The organism is Paraburkholderia ultramafica, from assembly GCF_902859915.1.
GTDB classification, from domain to species: Bacteria; Pseudomonadota; Gammaproteobacteria; order Burkholderiales; family Burkholderiaceae; genus Paraburkholderia; species Paraburkholderia ultramafica.
The window spans coordinates 60,785-84,709 of sequence record NZ_CADIKK010000024.1 but is presented as its reverse complement, the minus strand read 5'-3'; the positions used below and the strand labels follow the sequence as shown (position 1 = coordinate 84,709).

Annotated in this window: 24 protein-coding genes and 2 pseudogenes; 9 read left to right on the top strand and 17 right to left on the bottom strand. The window is 59.9% G+C overall.

Annotated elements, in window-relative coordinates; all coding sequences use genetic code 11:
• Positions 1–153: 153 nt before the first annotated feature.
• Positions 154–345, top strand: a complete 192-nt coding sequence (locus HV744_RS23900) for a hypothetical protein (RefSeq protein WP_175151862.1) — start codon at positions 154–156, stop codon at positions 343–345.
• A 373-nt stretch (positions 346–718) separates the two neighbouring features.
• Here the strand turns inward: HV744_RS23900 and HV744_RS23895 are convergent, their stop codons facing one another.
• A complete protein-coding gene (locus HV744_RS23895) occupies positions 719–1,687 on the bottom strand; it encodes an AraC family transcriptional regulator (protein WP_175151861.1) in 969 nt (322 codons plus the stop codon).
• A 237-nt stretch (positions 1,688–1,924) separates the two neighbouring features.
• Between HV744_RS23895 and HV744_RS23890 the strand changes: the two genes are divergently transcribed.
• Complete coding sequence (locus HV744_RS23890; RefSeq protein WP_175151860.1) at positions 1,925–2,164, top strand: hypothetical protein; 240 nt, start codon at positions 1,925–1,927, stop codon at positions 2,162–2,164.
• Positions 2,165–2,246: 82 nt separating this feature from the next.
• Here HV744_RS23890 and HV744_RS23885 read toward each other — a convergent pair whose 3' ends face one another.
• The 12 genes and pseudogenes from HV744_RS23885 to HV744_RS23840 all read right to left on the bottom strand — a co-directional run bounded on the left by HV744_RS23885 (position 2,247) and on the right by HV744_RS23840 (position 13,272).
• Positions 2,247–2,783 carry a carboxymuconolactone decarboxylase family protein gene (locus tag HV744_RS23885; protein WP_175151859.1) on the bottom strand — a complete coding sequence of 179 codons (537 nt, stop codon included), beginning with the start codon at positions 2,781–2,783 and terminating at the stop codon, positions 2,247–2,249.
• Positions 2,784–2,979: 196 nt separating this feature from the next.
• Positions 2,980–3,222, bottom strand: a pseudogene (locus HV744_RS37560) (HlyD family secretion protein); the annotation flags it as partial.
• A 274-nt stretch (positions 3,223–3,496) separates the two neighbouring features.
• Complete coding sequence (locus tag HV744_RS23880) at positions 3,497–4,810, bottom strand: Nramp family divalent metal transporter (RefSeq protein ID WP_175151858.1); 1,314 nt, start codon at positions 4,808–4,810, stop codon at positions 3,497–3,499.
• 273 nt (positions 4,811–5,083) lie between these two features.
• A complete protein-coding gene (locus HV744_RS23875; protein WP_175151857.1) occupies positions 5,084–5,308 on the bottom strand; it encodes a LysR family transcriptional regulator in 225 nt (74 codons plus the stop codon).
• Between the two features lie 355 nt (positions 5,309–5,663).
• On the bottom strand, positions 5,664–6,842 hold the full coding sequence (locus HV744_RS23870; RefSeq protein WP_175151856.1) for a thiolase family protein: 1,179 nt from the start codon (positions 6,840–6,842) through the stop codon (positions 5,664–5,666).
• A 397-nt stretch (positions 6,843–7,239) separates the two neighbouring features.
• A complete protein-coding gene (locus tag HV744_RS23865) occupies positions 7,240–8,595 on the bottom strand; it encodes an epoxide hydrolase family protein (RefSeq protein WP_175151889.1) in 1,356 nt (451 codons plus the stop codon).
• A gap of 90 nt (positions 8,596–8,685) precedes the next feature.
• Positions 8,686–9,690, bottom strand: a complete 1,005-nt coding sequence (locus HV744_RS23860) for an NmrA family NAD(P)-binding protein (RefSeq protein WP_246279168.1) — start codon at positions 9,688–9,690, stop codon at positions 8,686–8,688.
• Positions 9,691–9,871: 181 nt separating this feature from the next.
• Complete coding sequence (locus HV744_RS23855) at positions 9,872–10,864, bottom strand: carbon-nitrogen hydrolase family protein (RefSeq protein WP_175151855.1); 993 nt, start codon at positions 10,862–10,864, stop codon at positions 9,872–9,874.
• 78 nt (positions 10,865–10,942) lie between these two features.
• Entirely contained in the window at positions 10,943–11,371 is a 429-nt protein-coding gene (locus tag HV744_RS23850; protein ID WP_246279167.1) for a MarR family winged helix-turn-helix transcriptional regulator, read from the bottom strand.
• A 405-nt stretch (positions 11,372–11,776) separates the two neighbouring features.
• Positions 11,777–11,860 (bottom strand): annotated as a pseudogene (locus HV744_RS37555) (IS6 family transposase); the annotation flags it as partial.
• A gap of 103 nt (positions 11,861–11,963) precedes the next feature.
• On the bottom strand, positions 11,964–12,701 hold the full coding sequence (locus HV744_RS23845) for a BON domain-containing protein (RefSeq protein WP_175151854.1): 738 nt from the start codon (positions 12,699–12,701) through the stop codon (positions 11,964–11,966).
• An 82-nt stretch (positions 12,702–12,783) separates the two neighbouring features.
• Complete coding sequence (locus HV744_RS23840) at positions 12,784–13,272, bottom strand: aminoacyl-tRNA deacylase (protein WP_175151853.1); 489 nt, start codon at positions 13,270–13,272, stop codon at positions 12,784–12,786.
• 222 nt (positions 13,273–13,494) lie between these two features.
• Between HV744_RS23840 and fusA the strand changes: the two genes are divergently transcribed.
• Both fusA and HV744_RS23830 read left to right on the top strand, forming a co-directional pair.
• Positions 13,495–15,546 (top strand): elongation factor G, encoded by a 2,052-nt coding sequence (gene fusA, locus HV744_RS23835; protein WP_175151852.1) that lies wholly within the window; start codon positions 13,495–13,497, stop codon positions 15,544–15,546.
• A gap of 78 nt (positions 15,547–15,624) precedes the next feature.
• On the top strand, positions 15,625–15,876 hold the full coding sequence (locus tag HV744_RS23830; RefSeq protein ID WP_175151851.1) for a hypothetical protein: 252 nt from the start codon (positions 15,625–15,627) through the stop codon (positions 15,874–15,876).
• Positions 15,877–16,053: 177 nt separating this feature from the next.
• Here HV744_RS23830 and HV744_RS38535 read toward each other — a convergent pair whose 3' ends face one another.
• Complete coding sequence (locus tag HV744_RS38535; protein ID WP_425497815.1) at positions 16,054–16,185, bottom strand: hypothetical protein; 132 nt, start codon at positions 16,183–16,185, stop codon at positions 16,054–16,056.
• Positions 16,186–17,082: 897 nt separating this feature from the next.
• Between HV744_RS38535 and HV744_RS23825 the strand changes: the two genes are divergently transcribed.
• From HV744_RS23825 to HV744_RS23810, 4 genes are read left to right on the top strand one after another with little or no spacing between them, the layout of a single operon-like run.
• Positions 17,083–17,928: an ABC transporter substrate-binding protein gene (locus tag HV744_RS23825; protein ID WP_175151850.1), complete on the top strand. Its 846-nt coding sequence runs from the start codon at positions 17,083–17,085 to the stop codon at positions 17,926–17,928.
• A 46-nt stretch (positions 17,929–17,974) separates the two neighbouring features.
• Positions 17,975–18,670: an amino acid ABC transporter permease gene (locus HV744_RS23820; protein ID WP_175151849.1), complete on the top strand. Its 696-nt coding sequence runs from the start codon at positions 17,975–17,977 to the stop codon at positions 18,668–18,670.
• Between the two features lie 2 nt (positions 18,671–18,672).
• Entirely contained in the window at positions 18,673–19,365 is a 693-nt protein-coding gene (locus HV744_RS23815) for an amino acid ABC transporter permease (protein WP_175151848.1), read from the top strand.
• A gap of 3 nt (positions 19,366–19,368) precedes the next feature.
• Positions 19,369–20,118, top strand: a complete 750-nt coding sequence (locus tag HV744_RS23810; protein ID WP_175151847.1) for an amino acid ABC transporter ATP-binding protein — start codon at positions 19,369–19,371, stop codon at positions 20,116–20,118.
• 86 nt (positions 20,119–20,204) lie between these two features.
• Here HV744_RS23810 and catC read toward each other — a convergent pair whose 3' ends face one another.
• The 3 genes from catC to HV744_RS23795 all read right to left on the bottom strand — a co-directional run bounded on the left by catC (position 20,205) and on the right by HV744_RS23795 (position 22,726).
• The gene (catC, locus tag HV744_RS23805) at positions 20,205–20,483 is read right to left on the bottom strand and encodes a muconolactone Delta-isomerase (protein ID WP_074769480.1); all 279 of its coding nucleotides are present in this window, start codon (positions 20,481–20,483) and stop codon (positions 20,205–20,207) included.
• A gap of 86 nt (positions 20,484–20,569) precedes the next feature.
• Positions 20,570–21,697: a muconate/chloromuconate family cycloisomerase gene (locus HV744_RS23800; RefSeq protein WP_175151846.1), complete on the bottom strand. Its 1,128-nt coding sequence runs from the start codon at positions 21,695–21,697 to the stop codon at positions 20,570–20,572.
• A gap of 105 nt (positions 21,698–21,802) precedes the next feature.
• Positions 21,803–22,726 carry a LysR family transcriptional regulator gene (locus HV744_RS23795; RefSeq protein ID WP_175151845.1) on the bottom strand — a complete coding sequence of 308 codons (924 nt, stop codon included), beginning with the start codon at positions 22,724–22,726 and terminating at the stop codon, positions 21,803–21,805.
• Between the two features lie 177 nt (positions 22,727–22,903).
• Here HV744_RS23795 and catA point away from each other — a divergent pair, with 177 nt between their 5' ends.
• Positions 22,904–23,839 (top strand): catechol 1,2-dioxygenase, encoded by a 936-nt coding sequence (gene catA, locus HV744_RS23790; RefSeq protein ID WP_175151844.1) that lies wholly within the window; start codon positions 22,904–22,906, stop codon positions 23,837–23,839.
• Positions 23,840–23,925 lie beyond the last annotated feature (86 nt).

Below are 23,925 nucleotides of genomic sequence, written 5' to 3'. Positions count from 1 at the left end.
CTCTATTCGTGGAGTCTGGTTTGTGTCGTAACTATCAATACGCCGAGCAGAACGGACTCGCTACGCGCCGATCGGTAGACTGCTTGCGCGTGCTTGCCGCGACTGCCTATATGTATCAAGATCAAGTCGCCCCATCAGCAATAGGCCATTTCCATGACAGACAAACCCGATCCGGACAAACTGACAGGACCCGGTGGCTTGACGTTGCGCCAGATCCACGAACAGGTTCAGAAGAGCGTCGAGCGCGACCGCGAAGAGCAGGCAACGCGCAACGCTACCGCTGCGCAGCAGAGCAGATGGCAACGTTGGGTGCGCTACGTGTGGGGCCGCAGCGGCCGTCGTTAGCGACGGCTTGAGCAGCTGCGTGCTGAGCAACGTGCACAAGCAGCGCAACGCTGAGGAAGGCTGCGATGAGAACAGCCTGAATGGTGCATTTCATCGTGTGGCTTCCTTGAAGAGATTGTCGTCGCCGACGGTATGGCTGAACTATATATTGCGGCCCACCCGCGTTCATGGCGGGAAGTCTCATCAAGATGCTCGTTCGGCTCAATGCGTAGAGCCGCGCCTGGAATTTCCGCGCGTCACCATAACGGCTGGCGGTCTGTCAAATGAAACCGGAACGTCGTGCGGACGCAAGCGCACCCGCGAGACCTGGGGAGAACCTCGACACCGTTGCGAAGATGGGTCAAGAAGCCGAAAATCCACAGCGCGAAAGCGTCTACGAGGCAGACGTGTTGCCGCCCGTGGCGCGATAACGCGCTGGCGTCACACCGATAAGGCGCTTGAAAATACGCTGGAATGCAGCATCCGACTGATAGCCAACCATCTCGCCAATTTCGGCAACGGAAAGCCCGGATTGCAACAGGGTACGGCCAGCGAGCGTCATGCGCACTTCGGTCAGCACGTCTGTGGCGGAACGGCCAATCGCTTCCTGAAACTGGCGTACGAAGGTAGCCCGCGACATATTGCAGAGCGCCGCAAACTGATCGAGTGTCCAGTCTTTCTCGGGAGACTCGAACATCGCTGACACGGCCGCCTGCAACCGAGGGCGTCCTGCCAGCGCCAGCAGCCCGTGCGGCGCCTGCGGCCCTGCGCTTGCAAAGCGCAAAGTCAGCGCGAAGAGTGCGGCCGACAGGTGGTTCACCAGCATCTCACTTCCCGGACCCTCGTCTACTGCCTCTTCCCTCAGCAGTTCGATCAGGCGGCCGAGACGCGTGCCGGCAATGCTCGCCGCTGATTGTTCATCGTCTTTCCCGTTGCCAAGTGCGGTATTCGCACTGCGCACGACGAGGCGGTCTGGCAGGTGGTCCCGCAGCAAACGGTCAGGCACTGCTCCCACCAGGAAACGGCCGCACAGGATGTCGGCGTTGGCCCCGGAACCTTCGTTCTCGGCAACCATGAGCGACCCATTTTGCCGTGCGCTCAGCGGCATCGCCGACTCTCCGCTGCCGTCGTGAATCCGATGAGCGCCGCCAGCTGGAAAAACGATTATGTCACCCGCTATCAGCTTTTCAGGCGCGCTGTTCCCATATTCCAGCACCGCGCTTCCGGATAGGAGCACGTGATAAGGAATTTCACGAACGGCGGCAGTCTCTTTCGCGATCGCCCATGGCGCGCCGAAGTGGCAACGCACGTCCAGACGTCCGCTGACAGGAATCAGGGAAAGGACTCGACTTAGCAGATCCATATGAGCCGCTTGAGCAGGTTCTTGCGCCGGTTGAGAGTTAGCGCGGTGAGCACCTCGACATGCAGTAGTTGCAACGAGAGCAGGAAGATTCTACCCGAGCGTCCGCGATCCTGCGCGAACGTACTGCCCTCCCCGTATTGCGCATGCTTCTGTCGAGGAAGTCGTGAAAACTGTTCAAATTGATGTGGCCGTGGTGTCCATGTCGACGGCGTGGTACGGGTCAACGGACGTGAGGTCATGCGGCGGGTGAAGAGCGAGCGCGACCGGCTGATGGGCGTTGTGCTGCAGAGCGTAGATGGCATTCCGGCCGAACACAAGCTGACCGGCTACGCGCGCTTCATCGACGACGGCCTGTTGCAGGTCGGCGCTCACACCCGCGTGCGCGCACGCGGCATCGTGCTTGCACATGACCTGCACTGCGCCGTGCTTCACGCATTTGAACCGGCAAAGTACGACCCGGACGAAATCCTGCGATGAGTGGATCGCCGCAGGCGTGGCCAATACAACTCGACCACGGCGAGCAGCGTGCCCACAATGGTCGAGCTTGCCTTGGTGAAACTTACGCGACAGCCGGGAAGTCCAGCGTCGTATCGTTCACCCGGTTCACGAGGTTCGAGAAGGTGATCGATGCCACTGCGAGGCACACTTCGATCACTTGCTGTTCCGTGTAGCCGGCTTCGCGCACTGCGTTCAGTTCGGCGTAGTCAACCGTTCCGGAAGTCTTCACGAGCGTGCGGACGAAACTTACCAGCGCGTCGCGCTTGGCGTCGCCGGTTGCGGCGCCGGCGCGGACCTGCTTCATCGCTTCCTGCGACAGACCGGCGAACTTGCCCATCAGCGTATGGGCGGCCACGCAATAATCACAGCCAGAAGCTTCGCTGACAGCTAGCTTGATGACTTCGATATCGGCTTTCGGCAGGCTGCCGCTGCCGATCACGCCGTCCAGCGACAACATGACACCGAGGGCGGCCGGGCTGTGGGTGCCAATCGTCGCGTAAGCGTTCGGTACCTTGCCGGCGGCTTTCTTGATTTGCGAGAAAATTTCGGCGGTCACGCCGGTAGCGGCTTCGGGGCTAATCGTAGTAAGACGGGACATTGCTGACTCCTGGACTCTGGGTTGATTGGTTAGCCATGTCGTATGGCATGGGAGTCAGTGTAGAGAGGCAGGCGGCGCTCATGAATGCCGCCGCCGCGCAGATTTATGCTCGAACGGCTCAATGATCGGCAACCCTTTCGAGCCATGCCGCTTAAGTCCCGATACGGCGAAGGACCAGGTCGTCAGCCCGGCTCTGCGAGGGCACGACAGTCAGTAGCAAAGCCCCGATGTTGGCCAACATGCCTACCCGAGCGGTCCGGCTTCCGATGTAGCCGTCGACTGGCGAGCGGATCGTCGTGTACTCAACGTTCAATGCGGCCACTCGCTGGGCGGCCAGTGCTGTCCCGACGCGAGCCTGAGCATCCGTAATCTCGGCATTCAGCACTTCAAGTTCTCGTTTCGCAGCGAGCACGGCTGCGTCGCTGCGCTGCACGGCGGAAAAGTTCGCGACGGAGAAACTCGGCCTGTGAAGGTCCGAATTTTCGTTCGAACTCGTCTTGTACAGCGCGCCAATGCACGGTGGCCTCCTCCAGCTTCGCGCGACCGCCATCGGTGAGAACCAGCTGCAGGCGGCGCACGCCCCGCGTTTGTGTCTCGCTGGCGACCAGCCTGTTTCGCAGCAGCGGTCGGAGCGCTCGCACCAGAGTCGTACCGGTGGCGGCCACTTCTGAAACTGATTGCAAACGGCATTGACGATTTTCGTAGCGTCGCTGTCACCCGGCAGCAGGCAACCCTGGCATCCCAACACCAAACGTCTGAAGCAAAAGAATCGCGTTAAGGGCCAGAATCGTTGCGGTCCCAACAATGGCAGCGATCGATACCAGCCTCCTGGTGACAAACGGCCCCATGACGTCGCGTCTACTGGTAAGGATCACAAGGGCAATCATCGGCGCTGGCAGCGCAAAACTTAATACCACCTGGCTGTAGGCGAGCGCGTCGGTCGCGTTGACCCCGAGCATCACAACTATGAACGCAGGCACCATCGTGACAAGACGGCGCAGCCAGACAGGAATACGAAAGCCCACGAAACCTTGCATGATCATTTGCCCCGCCATTGTTCCGACCACCGAACTGGAAATACCCGAGGCTAGAAGCGAAACCAGGAAGACTCCGGCCGCGCCCGCGCCAAGCAAAGGCGTCAACGTGTGATAAGCAGTCTCGATCTCAGCTATTTCAGGATGGCCCGCGTGAAATGCGGCAGAAGCCATGACGACCATCGCCATGTTGACCAGACCGGCCAGCGTCAATGCAATGATGACCTCACGGTTCGAGAAGCGCACCAGCCGGCGACGTACAGCATTGGTGCGTGCAGGCGCGCGATTTTGCGTCAGGCCTGAGTGCAAATAGATGGCGTGCGGCATCACAGTAGCACCGAAAATGCCGACGGCCACGCGCAGCGCGCCAGAACCGGGCAGTTGCGGAACGAATGCTCCGTGCGCGGCGGCTCCCCACGAAACGTGGACAATCAGCAGTTCTATGACATAGGACAGGGCAATGGCGCCTATAAGACCGCCGATAATCAGTTCGACGGGCCGGAACCCCTGTTTCTCAGCCATCAGGATGCAATAAGTAACGAGTCCGGTCACAACCATACCGATGGGCAACGGCAGATGAAACAGCAGCGAGAGGCCAATCGCGCCGCCCAGAAACTCCGCAAGATCCGTCGCTATCGCCGCGATTTCGCTGATTCCCCACATTGCATACACGACCGGCGCCGGAAAATGCTCCCGGGACATTTCCGCGAGATTGCGGTTCGTGACGATGCCAAGGCGCGCTGACAATGCCTGGAACAACATCGCGATGATGTTGGCGGCCAGCACAACCCAAAGCAACGAATATCCGTACCGGGCACCAGCCTGGAGATTCGTGGCGAAATTGCCCGGGTCCATGTACGCGATGGATGCGACCATCGCGGGGCCGGCAAACAGCAAGGCATCGCGGAGGCCGACACCGCGCCTTGCCACGACCTCTCCAATAGCCAACGTGGTCCGTTCGGATATCCCCAGCTGTGCGGGTGGCGTACTCATCAATGAAATCCTCTTGCGTGCAACAGACTCTCGGGTGCCGTGACGCATTCGGGGTCAGGCGCTGGATTGCGCACATCAGACGGCACTCGATGCCGAAGATATCGCTCTTCGTTTGGATGATGCGTGAGGAAACCAGAAAAGAACAATTGATCATTCTCATCGCGTCGATAAAAAAACCGGGCTGATGAGCAATATCATCCGATAGCGAACGCGGCTATGCACCAGTAGTATTGACGGCGAAGCCGGTGCTGAGCCGTGGTCAATCGCTTTCAGTCATGATCTCTTGGACCACTCGATGCTGCTTCTAATGCAACCGCTTCGAAGAACGCCGCGGCGTGTTCGTCCCGACCGATCGAACGACTGCGCACCTGGCGTATCCTCAGGTTGACTGATCTGTTGCGGCAGGGTGGGCTGAGATACATGTAATACCGCGGACGCGCGAGTGACTTTGTGCTGTTCTTCAACCGCAACAAAGTACCCGATATGCGTTGGCAGCATGGCACTTGACTATTGGTAGACCCAATGAAGACATATTAAGCAGCTCGCGGACGCTATGGTCAAATCGATCGGCTTCTGTAAATTGATCGGGTTTATTTGATGGTTCGCAAAGGCGTCACAGCGCGAAGCTCGAACAGCAATATGCGTCCTCCAGTCACGCTTGCGCTTGACCGGAACCGTCAACGCAGCTGGCCGATGATCATGCTGGACAATGGAATGGCGCCGGCGGCGCGCACAACGCCCAAGGCAGGCGAAATTTATCCCTCGCGTGAAGCGTCGGTGACGTTTGTACGACCAGCGACCGTGAGTGCATCAGCGACTACGGCCGCCTGTGGCCCAGCCTGCCCGTTTGTGCTCAAACTGTCTCGAGCGCCAGTGCGATGCCCTGCCCGCCGCCAATGCAGAGGGTGACGATGCCGCGCCGTAATCCATCGCGGCGCATCGAATGGATAAGGCGTGTTGTCAGCACCGCGCCGGTCGCACCGATCGGATGACCGTGAGCGATCGCGCCGCCTTCCACGTTGACGATGTCGTCCGCCAGCCCGAGTTTTTGGATGACGGCGAGCGGCACAGCCGCGAACGCTTCGTTGATTTCGACCCGGTCGACATCGGCGAGCTTCCAGCCCGCGCGTTCAAGCGCCATGTGCACGGCCGGCACTGGGCCGAGTCCGAACATGCCCGGCTCGACCGCCGCGACACCGAACGCGACCAGCCGGGCGAATGGCTCGATGCCACGCGCTTCGGCAAAGCCACGCTCGGCGACTAGCATGGCCGCAGCGCCACTGTTCAGCCCTGGCGCGTTGCCGGCGGTGATGGATCCGTCGGACCGGAACGCCGGACGCAGTTTCGCGAGCGTTTCGATAGTCGTCTCCGGGCGCGGCGCTTCGTCTCGGGAGAAACTCACTGTACCCTTTCGTCCTTTGACTTCCACGGCTACCAGTTCCGGGTCAAACACGCCGCGTTCTTGTGCCCCGGCAAAGCGCTGTTGCGAACGTACAGCCCAGCGGTCCTGCGCTTCACGCGAAATCGCGAGCTTCGTCACAAGATCTTCCGTGTGCCATCCCGAATGCTCATTCGAGAACGCATCGACAAGCCCGTCGTGCAACATACTGTCGTAGACTTGCGAATTGCCCATTCGATAGCCCCAACGGCCGCCGTCGAGCAAATATGGAGCACGATCCATATTTTCCATGCCCCCGGCAACGGCCGCGTCACCCAGTCCAAGCCATATCTCCTGTGCAACGGAAGCGATTGCTTGCGCACCCGATCCACACACGCGATTGACCGTAAGCGCTGGCACCGCCACTGGAACGCCGCCATTAATCGCGGCTTGACGCGCCGGGTTCATCCGGTTGCCCGCCTGAACCACGTTGCCCATCACGACCGACGCAAGTTCCTTCGCATCGAGCCCGCTCCGCCGTATGGTCTCGCGCACGGCTGCCGCGCCAAGGTCTGTTGCAGGAACATCCTTTAGTGCGCCACCAAAGCCACCAATTGCGGTTCTCACCGGATTACAGATCACTACATCGCGCATGTTCGCCACCTCTCATCAGTTGAATAACGGGCACTGGCTAACGCCAGGCGCAACGTTAAGCTCGTAGATCTGCGGCACACGACGGGCGACCTACCGCAGAGCGAAGCGATTGCATTCGTCGCAGGCGATCAGTCGGTTCACGCAAATCAGTTCAAATGTGCATACACACTCTATCAGATATTTGGCGCCGTGCAAACGCATCATTTCCACGCAAATTGTGTGAGCTGGCTCGCTTTCTTCAGCTCATTGACTCGGCGCTTCTGCGAGCGGCCTCCATCGCTGCGATCACATAGTTTCCCGCTAATCAACCATTAAGCGTCGCGCGCTCAAGTAGTGCGTCCAGGTGGCCGCCCTCTTCAAGTGCTTTTAGATCATCACATCCACCTCCTCAGTTGTGTTACGTGCGCAACGGTCTCAAGCCTGCGCGAACCTCTTGTGCGAACAGGTATGGCTGTTCCCACGCCGCAAAGTGACCACCTTTGTCGGGCCTGTTGTAATAGATGAGGTTGTGATACGCCCGCTCGGTCCAACTGCGCGGGGCCTGATAGTTCTCGCGAGGAAAGACACTAATGGCAGCCGGGACGGACACATCGGCGGCGCCTGTAAAGTTGATGTGGGACTCCCAATAGAAGCGCGCTGCGGAAACCCCTGTATTCGTCAGCCAGTAGAGCGTGATGTCGTCGAGCACGTCGTCCCGGGTTAGCGCGCCGGAAGATTCTCCATTGACGTCGCGCCCGAACACAGCCGAGCTCAACGCGGCGGCCGGCTGAACATAACCGTCACCGTGATCGAGCAACCAGCTTGCCAGTGCGATCGGCGAGTCGGCCAGGCCGTAGAGCGTTTGCGGGCGTGTGCCCATCTCCAATGCGTAGGCGCGTCGCTTCCTGGCCGCGCTGCTCAGTTGGTCGTATGCGTGCTTTTCGTCGTCCGAAAGACCGGGGGGAGTCGGATCGCCGGCTTGAAGCGCCTTGGCAATTTCGGCGGGGACAGTCGCGGGGAAGTTGACGTGAATGCCCAGCAATTCCGGCGGCGCCTGCCTGGCCATCACGTTGCAGACAACCCCGCCGAGATCGCCGCCTTGCGCCGCAAATTTCGCGTATCCAAGGCGCTTCATCAGCACGACCCAGGCACGCGCGGTGCGCTCCGGGCCCCAGCCGGTTTCGGTGGGTCGGCCAGAAAAACCATAACCCGGCAATGACGGAATCACCAGATGGAAAGCGTCCGACGCGCTCGCGCCATAAGCCGTCGGATTGACCAGCGGATCGATAACCTTGAACTGCTCGATCACCGAACCAGGCCAGCCATGGGTGACGATGAGCGGCATCGCACTTTCGTGCTTAGAACGAACGTGGATGAAATGAATATCCAGTCCGTCGATCCCGGTCACGAAATTCGGCAGCGCGTTCAATTTCGCTTCGACCTTGCGCCAGTCGTAATCGGTCGACCAATGACGCGCGAGTTCCCGAATCGTCGCGAGCGGCACGCCTTGCGAATCATCGGTAACGGTCTCACGATCAGGCCATCTCGTCGCCTTGATGCGTCGCCGCAAGTCGATCAGGTGCAACTCAGGCGCATGTATGCGAAGCGGCCGAATGGCGGTCTTGTCGCCGCCGGTCGGCTGCGCAACGTCAGTGATGGTTTGATTCGTTTGCGCAAAAGCGAGCTGACTCAGAGAGCCCGTAGCGACTACCGCTGCGGCCACACTAACAAAGTGACGGCGAGACGGTGACTGGGGAAGGAAGTTGTCTGACATAAGCTTTCCGATTGGCGATGAAGCCAGGTTCTCGACCAATAGCGACGTGATCTCACGCGTCATTGGTTACGATGTAAGAACGTGATGGCGTTAAGCGGCGGCTTCGCCCCGGGTGAATTCGGCGGCGTGGAGCTTCACGAAGTCGTACATGCTCGTCGGCGCTTTGCCCGTGAGCTGGAACAGGTCGTCTGTCATGCGGTCGTATCGTCCCTGCGCATGAAGTTCGGCCATCACGGCGAGGTGACCGACGAGATGCGCTGGCACACCCGCTCCCTGGAGCTTGTCGGCCCACGCCGAAACCGGCACATCGCGATAGCGGATCGTCCGGCCGAGCGCGTCGGAAAAGGCATGCGCGTAGTGTTCGAGATCGGCCGACTCATATCCGGTCAGGTTATAGACACGGCCGATGTGCGGTGCGGGATCGTCGAGGATGACGGATACGGCGCGTGCCACGTCGACGGCTGAGATCGGCGAGGTGCGGCTGCTGCCTAACGGCAACACCAGTTCATTGAGGTCACGCACGCCTGCATCGGCGAGACGCAGAAAGAAGCCTTCGAGAAAGACTGTGGGGCGCACCGTGACGACCGGCAGCCCGGACCATGCCAACACCTGCTCGGCAAGCCAGTGCAGCTTGTGCTGCGGGCTGTCGGTGGTCTGCGTGATGCTCATTTCCGTGACTGTCATTTGCGACATGTTCACGAAGGCCTCAACACCGTGATGACGCGCCACTGCTGCGATGTTGACCGTCGCCTCCAGATAGGCCGACGAGATCGACATGCCGAAATAGATGCGCGAACAGCCTTCGATCGCGCGATGCATCGAGGCGAGGTCGGTCAGGTCGCCCACCATGACCTCGGCGCCAAGCCGGCGCAGATCTTCTGCGCGTTCATCCTCACGGCGTACCAGGGCGCGGACTTTATGCCCCTTGGCGAGAAGCATCTCAGTGACGTTGCGGCCAATGCCACCGATAGCGCCAGCGGCTCCGGTTACAAGAATCGGGGGATCTTGCGTAGCTTGAGTCGTCATTTCATTTGCCTTTTCGATGAGTTCAAATAGATAGAAATCAGGCGGCTTTCGCGGCTTCGCTTGTGTCACACGCCTGACGTCATGTTGTCAATTTATGCATATGCACACTTAAGGGCGCAATGCGTTCGGATATTCGCGGCAGCCATCCTGGCAATGACTTTCAAAGTGCATCTCCATGCATTAGAGAGTTAATTAAAAGAAGGCATCCGTGCTCAATGCGCGCAGGTGTGCCGTACCGGGTTCACTATGCTCAGGCAACCGTGGCGCGCGGATCGTCCGAGCCTTGCTCAATGCTCGACTTGGGGTGCGCAGTGCGTTCGTGAATGTTCGAAGTCGGAGTGCGATCGATCAGCAGGCTGAGCAGTTCCGGACGGTTGTAGTGGCCGGCCGAATCCATCAAGGCCTTGCGTCGGTCGATCATCGAGAAATCAAGGTCGGCGATGACTTCGCCCTCACCCGAGCGCAGCGGTTCGCCCAGCAGCATGCCGTCGGGTCTGACGATGGTGGTGAAGCAACCGCCCGAGATCGGACCGATTGCGCAGCCCGTGTCCTTCATGATTTGCGCCTGCTGGTCGGCGTCCAGCCAGGCCGTGGCGTTCACGACGAAGGCGCCGGATTCCAGCGCGTGCTGGCGGATGTTGATTTCCATCCGTTGGGCAAACCCCTCGCCGAAGGCGGAGCCCGGATACATGGCCGAATGGATCTGCTCGCCGTCGGCCATCATCGCGTAGCGCGCCAGCGGGTTGTTGTGCTCAAAGCACGCCAACTGACCAATGCGGCCGACCTTGCTGTCGACGGCGCGCAGGCCCGAGCCGTCGCCCTGGCCCCAGATCATGCGTTCGTAATGGGTGGGCGTGATCTTGCGGCGGCGCTGGATCAAGGTGCCGTCGGCATCGAAGAGCAACTGTGTGTTGTAAATCGTGCCGCCGTCACGCTCGTTGACGCCGATGGACACCACCATGCCCGCCTGCCGGGCAGCCTCGCCGATCGCGTCGGTCGCGGGCGCCGGTACCGTCACGGACTGCTCGAGCAGCCTCAGATGCTCTTTTCCAGACAGAAGCTCAATGCCCGTCTGGACAGCGGAGAAATACGGGTAGTAAGGCACCACGGTTTCCGGGAACGTAGCGAACTGCACGCCCTTCTGGCCAAGCTCGAGGATCTTCCGCACGACCTTCTCGACGGTTGCCTCACGGCTGTAGAGCACCGGGCTGATCTGGACTGCGGCGGCTTTGACGACTTTCATTGCAAACTCCTTGACTGAAAAGAACGGGCACAGAGCGCCCTGGTGGTGTTGCATATGCAACATTGACGACTAAAAAAATTAGCTCGTGCGGCGCGGCAACTCGCCCGCGATGCCCATGAGCGCGTTGGCACCGACCTCGCCGAGGAGCGTCCTGGCCTTTGTCTGTGCAGACGACCACGCCGACGCGGCGCTGCGGAGCAAGGTTTTGCCCTGTTCCGTCAGCGAAAGGGGGCGACTTCGACCATCCTCTCCGGGCAAGCCTTCGGAAACCCACCCCTGCGAGATGAGCGGTTGCAAATTCCTTGTCAACGTCGACCGATCATGATGGTTCTTGCGCCCGAGGTCTGAGCGGCTGATTGGTCCAAGCTCGATGATGAGCACGAGCAGCGTGAATTGAGGGGAGACGATGCCGAACGGCCGTAGTTCCTCGTCGTAGATCGCGGTCAAGACCCTGGAAATCTGCCGCGTACGCGTCAGCAGACACGTCTGCGCGATCTCGCTGCTCACGTCGTCTGCCGCTGTGTGTTGAACGGGTAAAGTCATGGTCGGCTCATGTTGCATGTGCAATACATTGAAGGACAAATTGCAGACTGCCAGTGATGCGTCCGGGTTAAGCGCGGGCGATCGGGGCATCTACGTTGCTGTGCGGCCTCACTGCGCGATGGACGTATTTGAGCTGGCAGACGTATCCCGCATGTGTCGAGGAACGGCGGTTTTTGTGAGCGCACGTATCAGAGCGCCGAGCAGATACATTGCGATACAAAGCGGAACCGCGTCAGCGTACGCGGTGAACCCATCCTCATCTCATGGCGGCGGCGCCGATCAGGAGTTCGGAAAAACGTAGGCGTTGACTGTCCCGAAATGGCGAATACCCGCCACGTGGGACATCGAATGGAGGAAAAACCGTAAACGGCGCAGCGCGACAAACCTCTTGTCGAGGTGCCATGTGCCGCCTGGTTTGCGTCGCGTTGCTTTCACCCGGTGAGCAAAGCGGCAGGGAAACGGTGACCGTGATAGCGCGATTTCGATTTCTTGATCGCGCCATCCCACGCAATCAATCCAGCAACCTGACAACGTCCTAAGCGGGCCTGCGGTCAGATCACGCACGCACCTGGATGCGATTGACGACGCCATCGATAGCATCCAGACACCACGCGTCCTGTTCCGCCTGCCGTTTTTCGGCTTCCGTCGCCACCCAACCTGCTAGCGTGATCCTGTGGTTTTCCACCTTGATGGTGATCTGCTCGGCGCGCACACGCAGATCGGTTTCGAGTACCAGGTGCAACGCGTCAGCGATCTCATCGTCGCCGTCCACTTCGGCGGGCGCCAACTCCAGCAGGTTCACCACGTCGCGGCAGCCGCCGACCCACCAGGCAGTCACACTCGCGAGGCGCCTGTGCGACAGACTGGCCACCTGCCCCGTCAAAGTCACCACACCGTCCTCGACCGTCACTTCGACGCCGCCGTTGCCGTCGTTGCCCGCCTGGTCCATGGTGCCGCGCAACACCTCGAGCTGGCCCTTGACGCGCGCACAGATCACGCAGTTGCGGAACTCCGCTGCCTGCGCCAGCCGTTCGCAAATATGTGTGCGTAACTCGCCATCACCAACCGGCGGGTTGGCGATGACACGCAACTGATCGACCAGACGCGTCCCCTCGCTGTGTAGTTGGGCTAACTGAAGAAGGCGTTTCTTGGATGCAATATCCGGCACCTCGCCGGACACGGTCAAGGCATCGCCGTTGAAACTCATATGAATGGGATGATGGTGCAGTTTCAGGTGTGATTCGCGTTCGAAGGCGGCCATCACCTGCTTCAAGACCGTATTGCTGCGTTGCATGATATGCCTCGCGCAAAGGTTGGGTGGCGCAGTGCCCGGTATGCCGCACTGCGCAAGTCTTGCCACACCAGGCGGGCGCCGTTCAGGAAGATGGCATCCCCTGCATGCGACGGGCAAAGCGTGCGCGCTCGGCTCGGTCCATCAGATCGAGGAATTGATCCGTGCTCATGTGGATCAGCTCTTCATGATCGCCGGCCTCGAAATAGACATCCGGCTGGCGGACGAGGCTCTCGTCAAGATAGGTTCGCATGCCGTAGGCCGTACATACGGGCGGAAGCGCTCCCACGTCGCAATCTTTGAACAGTTCCCGTATATCGACCTCTTTGGCCAGCCAGAGGTGGCGTCCGGTCAGTGCCCAAAGTGAGGACAGCCGCACGGCGTAGGTCGATGGCAACACAGCCGCCGCATAGCCGTGTTCGTCTTCGAGAAGCACTGTCTTGGCGAGACGGTCGCCGGGAATATGCGCTGCCGCCGCAGTCTCGATGCTGGAATGGCTGAACGGATGATGCACGATTTCGTACCGGGAGCCCTTGCTGCTCAGGCAGTCTTGGAGAGTGGCAGACATTGACATGACGCACCTCCTCTAGAAGGAAACAAGAGAACTTTGTGCACGACTCTTTAAGGATAGTTCGCTTTCGCCCGCGCATGGAAAACATGCGGACGGCAGCGCCGTGACTGCGCGGGCCCAACGATGGATGAGACGCAGGTGACGCACGTGACGATTACCCGGTATGGCACACCGGTCCGTTTTCGCCAATAATGGCCCCACATCCACTAATGGACGAGGGTGGCCATGCGTTATAGCCCCGACGCCATCCGCACCATTGCTCTCGTCGGGCATGCCGGTTGCGGCAAGACATCGCTGGTCGAAGCCCTGCTTCACCAGGGCGGCGTGTTACACGCACCCGGTAGCGTGGAGCGCGGCACCACGGTCTGCGATTTCGACCCGCTCGAACGCAAATATCAGCATTCGCTGAACTCCGCCGTCGTTCACCTGCACTACCGGGATACCCGCGTCTATCTGCTGGATACGCCCGGCTATCCGGACTTCTCCGGGCTGTCGATCAGTGCCCTGCCCGCGGTAGAGACTGCCGCCATCGTTATCAATGCGCAGACCGGCATCGAAATGACAACCCGGCGCATGATGGCGTGGGCGCAGGACCGCAAGCTCTGCAGAATGATCATCGTGAACGGCATCGATGGTGAAAAGGTCGACCTTCCGGCACTTCTGACGCAAATCCAGCAGACCTTCGGCAAGGCATGCCTGCCCATCAACCTGCCAGCGCAGGGCGGCCGTGAGGTCGTGGATTGCTTTTTCAATCCCGCCGGCGACGCCGATTTCCTGTCTGTTGCGGCTGCGCACAACGCGCTGGTCGATCAAGTGGTCGAGATGGACCCCGTCTTGATGGATATTTATCTGGAGCAAGGTCAGGCCATCAGCCCGGAGCAGCTGCACGAACCCTTTGAGCGGGCACTGTGCGAAGGTCATCTGGTGCCTATCTGCTTCACATCAGCGGCCAACCGCGCCGGCATCGCGGAATTGCTCGATGTGTTCGTCCGCCTCCTGCCCAATCCCATGGAAGGCAACCCGCCGCTCTTCTACCGCGATGCTGGGGACCGCCAGCAAGTCATACGCGCCGAGCCGGACGCCGACAAGCATGTATTGGCCCACGCCTTCAAGATCGTCGTGGACCCTTACATCGGCAAGATGGCCGTGTTTCGCATCCATCAGGGCACGATCAGGCGCGATAGCCAGTTGTATATCGGTGAAGGTCGCCAGCCGTTCAGGGTCACCCATCTAATGATGCTGCAGGGCAAAGAGCACGTGGATGTCCCGCAAGCCGGCCCAGGCGATATTTGCGCGACGGCCAAGGTTGACGAGATCAGCTTTGATGCCGTGCTGCATGACGCTCCCGAGGACGGCAACATCCATCTGACCCCGCTCGACTTCCCCACGCCCATTTATGGTTTGGCGATCGAACCTGCGCGCCGGGGCAACGAGCAGCGGCTTTGGGAGATTCTGCAAAAGCTGAGCGCGGAAGACCCCTGTCTGCGGATCGAACACCCGGTGGGCACCAACGAGACGGTGGTGCGAGGTCTTGGCGAGCTGCACCTGCGCCTCATGCTGGAGCGATTATCCGAGCAGTACAAGCTGGAGGTCGTGACGCGGCCACCGAAGATCGCCTATCGGGAAACCATCGGCGCCAAGGCTGAAGGGCATTATCGCCACAAGAAGCAAACCGGCGGCGCCGGGCAATTCGGTGAAGTGATGCTGCGCGTGGAGCCGCTACCGCGCGGCACGGGTTTCGAGTTCGTTGACGCCGTCAAGGGCGGCGCCATCCCCGGCCAGTTCATGCCGGCGGTGGAAAAAGGCGTCCTGCAGGTCATCGGCTGCGGGCCGCTTGCCGGCTTTCCGATGCAGGACGTGCGAGTCACCGTGTTCGACGGCAAGAGCCATTCGGTTGACTCCAAGGAAGTTGCGTTCGTCTCCGCTGGGCGCAAAGCCTTCATCGATGCGGTGCTGAAGGCCCAGCCTATCCTGCTCGAGCCCATCGCGAACATTGAGGTGATGACGCCGGAAGCGACGATGGGTGACGTGATCGGCGATCTGTCCGCCAAGCGCGGGCAGGTCCATGGCACACGCGCCGCCGCCGGCAACGCCGTGGTCGTTGCGGGGCAGGTGCCATTGTCCGAACTCAACGACTATCAATCGCGTCTGAACGCCATCGCTGGCGGGCACGGCAGCTACAGCATCCAGCTCAGCCACTACGATCCGGTGCCCCCTTCCCAGCAGGAGCAGATGGCGTCGCAGCACAAAAAACAGGGCGACGCCGCGGCGCCATGAGTGGTACACCGGTCCGAGCCCGACGGTCGATCAGGTATTGCATGCTACGATCTCGGGAAAACCGGCATGGAGGCTGCCATGTGGGACAAGATCGAGCACGAAGGCTTTGAAATCTGGGTACTTCCGGTCCTTGCCTATGGCCCGCCGGCGCCCGGCACGCTCTACCACTTCATTGGCTACATTTGCCGCCACGGTGCAAACGCACACATTGCCGGCCAGAGCGAGCGGTTCCAGGAATTCGAGGAGACATTTCAAAGCGAAGACGAGGCACGCGATGCCGGGTATCGTGCGGGGCGACGTCTTCTTGATACGGTCGTTGGGAATGGCTGATCGACGCATCTCCATTGCACCGGATCCTGCAGTCTCGGTCACTCCAACTACGCACATCGTTACGAAGGCATTGCTAATCATGTAGCGGGCCTGAGCCTCGCGACATCGAGGAGCTGCTGTTCGAGCGAAGCGTGCCGCTTAACGGGAGTCGTCCATCACATCAGAGCCACAATCCCTTCACGACGGCTGTCTTTCGAAACAAAATCCATAGCGCTGCAGATACTCGCGAAGCTGGTTACCATGCGCGTCGGCCGGCTTGACCTGGCCATTGGCAATCTGCCGGCGCTGGTCGGCCGAACCCGCCACCATCGACTGTTCCATGACGACTATGTCTGCATGACCCGGCGGCGCCATGCAAAACGCGAACACGCGAAGTAGCGAGCGCAAGCGAAAGCGGCCCGGCTTCGTAGACCACCGCCAGCGTCGCGAGCTGTCGCGAGCTAAGTGGGGCGATCGGCGCCTCGAATCGTGCCACGACAACTCGCGCTCCAGACCAGCGACAAACAGCGCTTGAGCGTGCGCTGATTGCCCAGTTCCGGATTCGAGGCAGTTCGTCTCGTGCGCTTGCTGTATCCGCAAACCGGGATTGACGAGCCACTGTGAAATCCAAGAATTTTACTGAGGGATTACCCCGAATGTGGCATAAAAATCTACAAAATTACACAAATCAAAAACCAGAATCTATCGCCGACGAAAATCCCGTGATACTTTAGACACAAATTCTCAGCGCGGCTCCGTACTATTGTTGCCACGGAACTGCGCAGCGCGGCACATAAGGCCACAAGCAGAATCATTGCTCGACATGAATACACTAGCCCGCGTTTTCGAAACTCTCCCCGGGCACGCCGGAGAGAGTTATCTGGACCCCATGATGCCGGCGCGCTCGCCGGGCACGCCGACGCTGGCGCCGCCAGTCTTGCGGCTGTTGCACGGCATGCTCTCGCTAGCTCCCGTGCGTATGGGCAACCACTACGCCATCGCGCTCGTTGAGGACATGGCGGCGCGCATGGAGTGCTGTCGCAAGAGAACCAGCATAGGTTCGCTCCATCGCAGAGTCTCGAAGCTTCGCCAGTAAGCAGTCGACCCTGATGAGTCTGACACGGATCTCGAACAGGTCGCCCATGCCGGCGTCCAGTTCAAACACCGTGCGCGGTTACGTGCGCCCACTGCATTAAATTAGTTGTACCACCAACAGGAGGAGAACCCATGGATACCATCCGCAAACTTCGTTTCGTTACCCAAGTCGCAGCGCTGTCTGTACTGGTGGCGGCGGTACTTCCGGCAAAGGCCGACCAGCTTGCCGACATCAAGCAGAAAGGCGAACTCGTATGCGGCGTACTCGGTACCGACGAGCCTTTCAGCTACATGAAAGATCCGATGAGCCGCGAGATAGTCGGCTATGACGTCGATATGTGTAACGCCGTCGCCAAGAGCCTGGGGGTGAAGCCTGTCCTCAAGCAGCTGGCGGTTGCGGCGCGCATTCCGGAGTTGCAACAAGGCCGCGTCGACCTTCTTGCCGCGTCGCTCACGCACAACAAGGAGCGGGAGTCACAGATCGATTTCTCGGTATCGACCTTCATCACCGGACAGAAGGCGATGGTGAAGAAGGACAGCGGCATCACGACACTCGCGCAACTTGATGGCAAGAAGGTCCTGACGGTCAAGGGTTCGACGATGGAGACCAACATTGCCAAGACGATCAAGAATGCGGACGTCGTATCTTTTGACAGCAGTCCGCAGGCGCTGCTCGCGCTCGAACAAGGCAAAGGGGTGGCGTATGTGAATGACGAGACCACGCTGGTCGGCAACCTGGCCAAGCTCGGCCCGGCGGCCAGGGACTACGCGCTGGTGCCGCAGAATATCTCGACCGAGCATATCGCGTTGGGCATGCGGAAGAACGAGCCTGCGTTCCGCGATCAGGTGAACACAGTGCTGCTCGGAATGGAATCGGATGGCGGGGCGCTGAAGCTGTTCGACAAGTGGTTTGGGCCCGGCACCAAGATGAACTTCCCGCCGCGCACCTTCAAGATCGCCACTGACAAGATCGATTAAATCCACGAGGCGCCGCCAGGTGTGAAGCCGGGCGGCGAGACACGTCATGCCCACCTTCAACCTGTCGATGCTGCTCTCGGGACAGTATCACCAGTGGCTCGTTAGCGGCTTCGTGATGTCGATCAAGCTGTCCGTACTCGCCTTCGTGCTGTCGCTGCCACTTGCCATCGCGGTCGCGTTGCTCCGGCTTGCTCCTTTCGCATTGATCCGCGGTCTGGGTCAGAGCTATGTCGAGAGTATTCGAAACGTACCGCTGCTGGCTCACATGCTGTTCTGGTATTTCGGCGCGCCGCAACTGTTGCCGCTCTCGGTCAAAGCCTGGCTTTACAACAGCAACTATGAAGCGGTGAGCGCATTGATCGCCTTGGTCCTGTACTCGTCGGCATACATGAGCGAAGACATTCGCAGCGGCATTCGTTCGATTCCCAAGGAGCAATTCGAGGCGAGCCGTGCGTTGGGTTTCGGTTTTCTGCGCGCGATGTGGCTCGTCGTGCTGCCGCAATCGCTGAGAGTGACGGTTCCGCCGCTCGTCAACCAGACACTGAATCTGTGGAAGAACTCGAGCATCGCCATGGTGATCGGGGTAGCCGAGCTGATGTATCAGGCACAGCAGGTTGAAAGCGCAACCTTCCGCGGCTTCGAATCGTTCGCCTTTGCGACTGCCGCATATCTGACGGTATCGATCGCGATCTCAGTGTTTTCCGCGTGGTATCAGAACCGCTTTCCGGTACGGAGCATCTAGTCATGCTCGAACTACTCCAGACTTACGGCCTCTATTACATCATCGGCCAGTATCCCAACGGACCGCTCGGCGGCCTTGCGCTCACATTGCTGCTCGCATCAGCGGGGCTCGTGCTAGCGTTGCCGGTTGGTATCGTGCTCGGCCTGTGCCGGGTGAGTCCGTTCTCCGTGCTGCGGTGGCCGGCTACCGCGCTCGTCTATGTAGTGCGGGGTACGCCGCTGCTGATGGTGATATTTTGGGCTTACTTTCTGCTGCCCACCGTGACGGGTCACCGCACGGACCAGTTCAGCACCATGCTGACCGCACTGGTGATCTTCGATGGCGCATACCTCGCCGAAATCGTCCGGGCCGGCATCCAGGCATTGCCCCGCGGGCAGATGGAGAGCGCCCGCTCGCTCGGCCTGTCGTACATCAAGGCGATGGCGCTCGTCATCCTGCCCCAGGCGCTGCGCAACATGCTGCCTTCGCTCGTCAACCAGCTGGTGTCGACCATCAAGGAGACGTCGCTCGGTTACATCATCAGTCTGCCCGAGGTGTCGTTCGTCGCCGGACAGATCAGCACGCAGGCACTGACGCAGTCCGCACAGGTTTACCTGCTGCTTGCGTTCAGCTACTTCGTGATGTGCTTCGGATTGACACGTTGCGCGTATCTGCTCGAAAGGCGGCTGACGTCGTCCTCCCCGTCGAAGGTGTGAATCATGATCAAGATCGAAAACGTCAACAAATGGTACGGCGAATATCAGGCGCTGGTGGAGGTGAACGAGACCGTCGCGAAAGGCGAGGTCGTCGTAGTGTGCGGGCCCTCTGGCTCGGGCAAGTCCACACTGATCCGTACGCTCAACCGTCTCGAACCGATCCAGAACGGCCGCATTATCGTTGACGGCCAGGATGTACACGCACGCGGCGTGAACGTGAACGCGCTGCGCAGCGGGATTGGCTTCGTGTTCCAGCAGTTCAACCTGTTCCCGCATCTGACGGTGCTGCAGAATTGCACACTTGCGCCGGTGCGGATCAAGCGGATGGCACCGCAGGACGCGCGTGACTTCGCGATGAGCCTGCTCGAGCGCGTTGGCCTGCCACACAAGGCGAACGCCTATCCCGGCCAGCTGTCGGGTGGCCAGCAACAGCGCGTCGCGATCGCTCGCGCACTGGCGATGAAGCCGCCGGTGATGCTATTTGACGAGCCGACGTCGGCGCTCGATCCCGAGATGGTCAACGAGGTGCTGCTGGTGATGAAGGATCTCGCCCACGACGGCATGACGATGGTGTGTGTGACGCATGAAATGGGGTTTGCACGCGAAGTGGCCGACCGTGTGATCTTCATGGACCAAGGTAGCGTGCTCGAACGTGCCCGACCCGAGCGGTTTTTCCAGTCTCCCGAACATCCGCGCGCGCAGCGCTTTCTGTCGGATATTCGTTCGCCGTGGACTCATGCACTGTCTGTCTAGCGTTGCGCGAACGAAGGCACGTCGGGCACTCCGCTGTCCGATGAACACCCCTTCGTTGTCGCGATGCATGGCACCCGGTTGCTGCTTCAGCGGATCGACGACGGATGACGTGCGAGCGCAGTCACCTTCATCGTCATATACGGAAACAGCGGCAGACCGGAGAGAATGGTGTGCAGTTCGTCATTCGACTCAACGTCGAAGACGCTGTAGTTCGCGTATTCACCGACCACGCGATGCAGTTGCTGCCATTTCCCTTGCCGCTGCAGCTCTTGCGAGTATGCCTTTTCGCGGGCCTTGATTTCATCGGCCTGAGCAGCGGGCATATCGTGGGGCAGGTGTACGTCCATTCTTACGAGATAAAGCATGGTTTTCCTCCAGAAAATGCGACGCTCCTGCCAGCCAGATGGCAGGAGACGATTAGATTGATTGATTTTGCGTCGAGCGCGTGCGCTCAGATTTTTTTGTCGCGACGATAGAAGGCGAGCTTCTCTTCATCGATATGGAGACCGAGTCCCGGACCTTCTGGCAGGTGAAGGTCGAAGTCCCGATATTGCGGACGCGCGGTGACGATGTCGTCTTTCAGCAGGAGCGGTCCGAACAACTCAGTACCCCAGGCAAGTTGCGCAAGCGCGCTGAATCCGTGCGCCGACGCAATCGACCCAATGCTGCCCTCGAGCATCGTGCCGCCATACAGTGACACGCCGGCCGCATCCGCGATAGCTGCGGCCCGCATCATTCCGTAAATGCCACCGGACTTTGCAATCTTCAATGCAAACACGTCGGCACACGCATCGCGCACGAGTTCGAGCGCGTCCTCCGGCCCAGTCACTGCTTCGTCGGCCATGATGGGCACGATGAAGCGCGCAGAAAGCCGGGCAAGTGCGCCGCGCTGCTCACGCGGTGTGGGTTGCTCGATGAGGTCGACGCCAGCCGCTTCGAGCGCCTGGATTCCCAGCGTTGCGTCAACTTCGTTCCATGCCTGATTGACGTCGACGGTCACTTTGGCACGATCGCCGAGTGCGGCCTTGATTTTCGACACGTGCGCCACGTCATCACGAACGCTACGCCGGCCTATCTTCAGTTTGAACGTGTTGTGGCGACGTTCTGCGAGGAGCATTTCCGCTTCCTGAATGTCTCGTTGCGTATCACCGCTCGCGAGCGTCCAAAGGACCGGAAGTGTCTTGCGGACAGCGCCGCCAAGCAGCGTCGCGACGGGGACGCCCAGGCGCTTTCCTTGCGCGTCCAGCAACGCCGTCTCGATTGCGCACTTGGCGAACCGGTTTCCTCGAGCAACCTTGTTCAGCTTGAGCATGGCACCGTTGACATTGGTGGCGTCTTGCCCAACAAGAGCGGGTGCAAGGTAGGTGTCGATGGTCAGCTTGATGCCTTCGGGACTCTCGTCGCCGTACGACAAGCCGCCAATCGTGGTGGCTTCGCCAAGACCCTCGATGCCATCGCTCGAGCGCAGACGGACAATGACCAGGGTTTGTTGCTGCATCGTCGCCATGGCTAGCTGATGCGCGCGGATGGTTGGGAGGTCAACCAGAATCGCTTCGACGGAGGTGATTTGGGCGTTCATACCTTGAGTGGCGGAGTTGATGGGTTGACGCAGTATTGCGTGCCCAACAATCGCCTGTCCAACACCATTAACGTCTAGTGCGATACCACGAAGGTATAGCAGGCATCACCGCGCCGGATCGGTATGAGGTGCGTAGGGTATTTTCTCTTCCTGGTACAGCCGATAGATGAGTTCAAGCATTTCCCGAATGTCCCGCGACTCGTCGAGCGCGCGCATGCTCATGATGATGGGGGAAACCAGAGTCGGGTCGTCCAGTGCCCTGTAGCTCACATCGTCTCGCTTCAGGCCGTACACGCTGCTCGGAACGATAGAAATGCCTTCGCCCGCTGCCACGAGGCCTAGCGCGATTTGCAACTCCCGTACTTCATAGATCCGGCGAGGCTTGAGAGCACGGTCCTGAAATGCCGCAAGGACCTGGTCGGCATAACTGGGTCGCGGCGCCTTCGGGAAAATAATCAGCGTCTCGTTGACCAGGTCGCGAAGCGCGACGACGGGCTTGGCAACCGAAAGCGGATGCCCCTCCGGGAAGGCAACAATCAACTTCTCTTCGCGAAGTATCACCCGGCGGATGTTCGCGTCTTCAAGCCGGATACGGCCAAATCCGATATCAATGTGGCCGTCCTTCAGCGCTCTGATCTGGTCCATCGTCGACATCTCGTGAAGGCTGAGTTCCACTGTCGCGTTCTCGTCGCGAAAGCGCCGGATGATTTTCGGCAGCATCCCATACAGCGTTGAACCGACGAAACCGACCGAGAGACTGCGCTCGATGTTGCCCACGCGCTTCGTCATTGATTCGAGCTCTGCTGTCTGAGACAGCAACTGCGCGGCATGGGAATAAAAGAACTTACCTGTCTCCGTCAGCTTCAGCGGGCGTGAGTTGCGCTCCAGTAGCTGCACGCCCAGAGTCTCTTCGAGTTGTTGTATCTGACGACTCAGAGGCGGTTGGGCAATGTTCAGCCGTTGCGCTGCGCGCGTGAAATTGCGTTCCTCGGCAACCGCGACGAAATAACGAAGATGCCGCAGTTCCATGTCAATACCTCCTGGATATAGCCCGATACTAAATCAGTGTTGGACGGCGCTTTCTTGTGTCCATTATCCTGCATTCACACTCTGTTTCAGCACCCGATTATACCTTCCGAACATATACCGGTCAGTGCCGAATCGAGGGTTAACCCGAACCTAAAATAGAGAGATTCAGGAGCAGACATGAGCGTTAAAGTGTTTGATACGAAGGAAGTTCAGGACCTGCTGAAGGCCGCTGCCAACCTCGCAAGCCAGGACGGCAATCCTCGCGCCAGGCAGATTGTCAATCGCCTGCTGGGCGACCTGTTCAAGGCCATCGACGACCTCGACATGACGCCCGATGAAATCTGGGCCGGGGTCCACTATTTCAACAAGCTCGGCCAGGACGGCGAAGCGGCACTGCTTGCCGCTGGTCTCGGTCTCGAGAAATATCTCGACATTCGCATGGATGCCGCGGATAAGGCGGCCGCAATCACCGGCGGCACGCCGCGCACCATCGAGGGTCCACTGTATGTCGCCGGTGCGCCGGTGCGCGATGGCGTGTCGAAGATTGACATCAATCCCGACGCGGATGCGGGCCCGCTCGTCATCCGTGGCACCGTAACCGGTCCCGACGGCAAGCCCGTTGCGGGTGCGGTGGTCGAGTGCTGGCACGCCAACTCAAAAGGCTTCTATTCGCACTTCGACCCGACGGGCGCGCAGAGCGAATTCAACCTGCGCGGCGCGGTCAGCACTGATGCCGACGGCAAGTACGAATTCCGTACGCTCATGCCGGTCGGCTACGGTTGCCCTCCGCAAGGCGCAACCCAGCAGTTGTTGGACGTGCTCGCTCGCCATGGCAACCGTCCGGCCCATGTGCACTTCTTCGTCACCACCGACAAGTACCGCAAGCTGACGACGCAAATCAACATCGAGGGCGACCCGTTGATTTGGGACGACTTTGCCTACGCGACCCGCGAGGATCTGATTCCGCATGTGGTCGACAAGACCGGCGGCACGGCGTTGGGGATGAAGGCCGACGCGTACAAGGAAATCGAGTTCAACATCGAGTTGACTCCGCTGGTTCAGGGCAAGGATAACCAGCTTGTCCATCGCCTGCGTGCGGCTGCCACCGCCTAACCGCTCCACGCGGCTGCTACGTCGTACCACCGCTGCCGCTCTATTCTCCGCAAGAATTTTTCGACACCGAAGCGCGTGCTCCATAG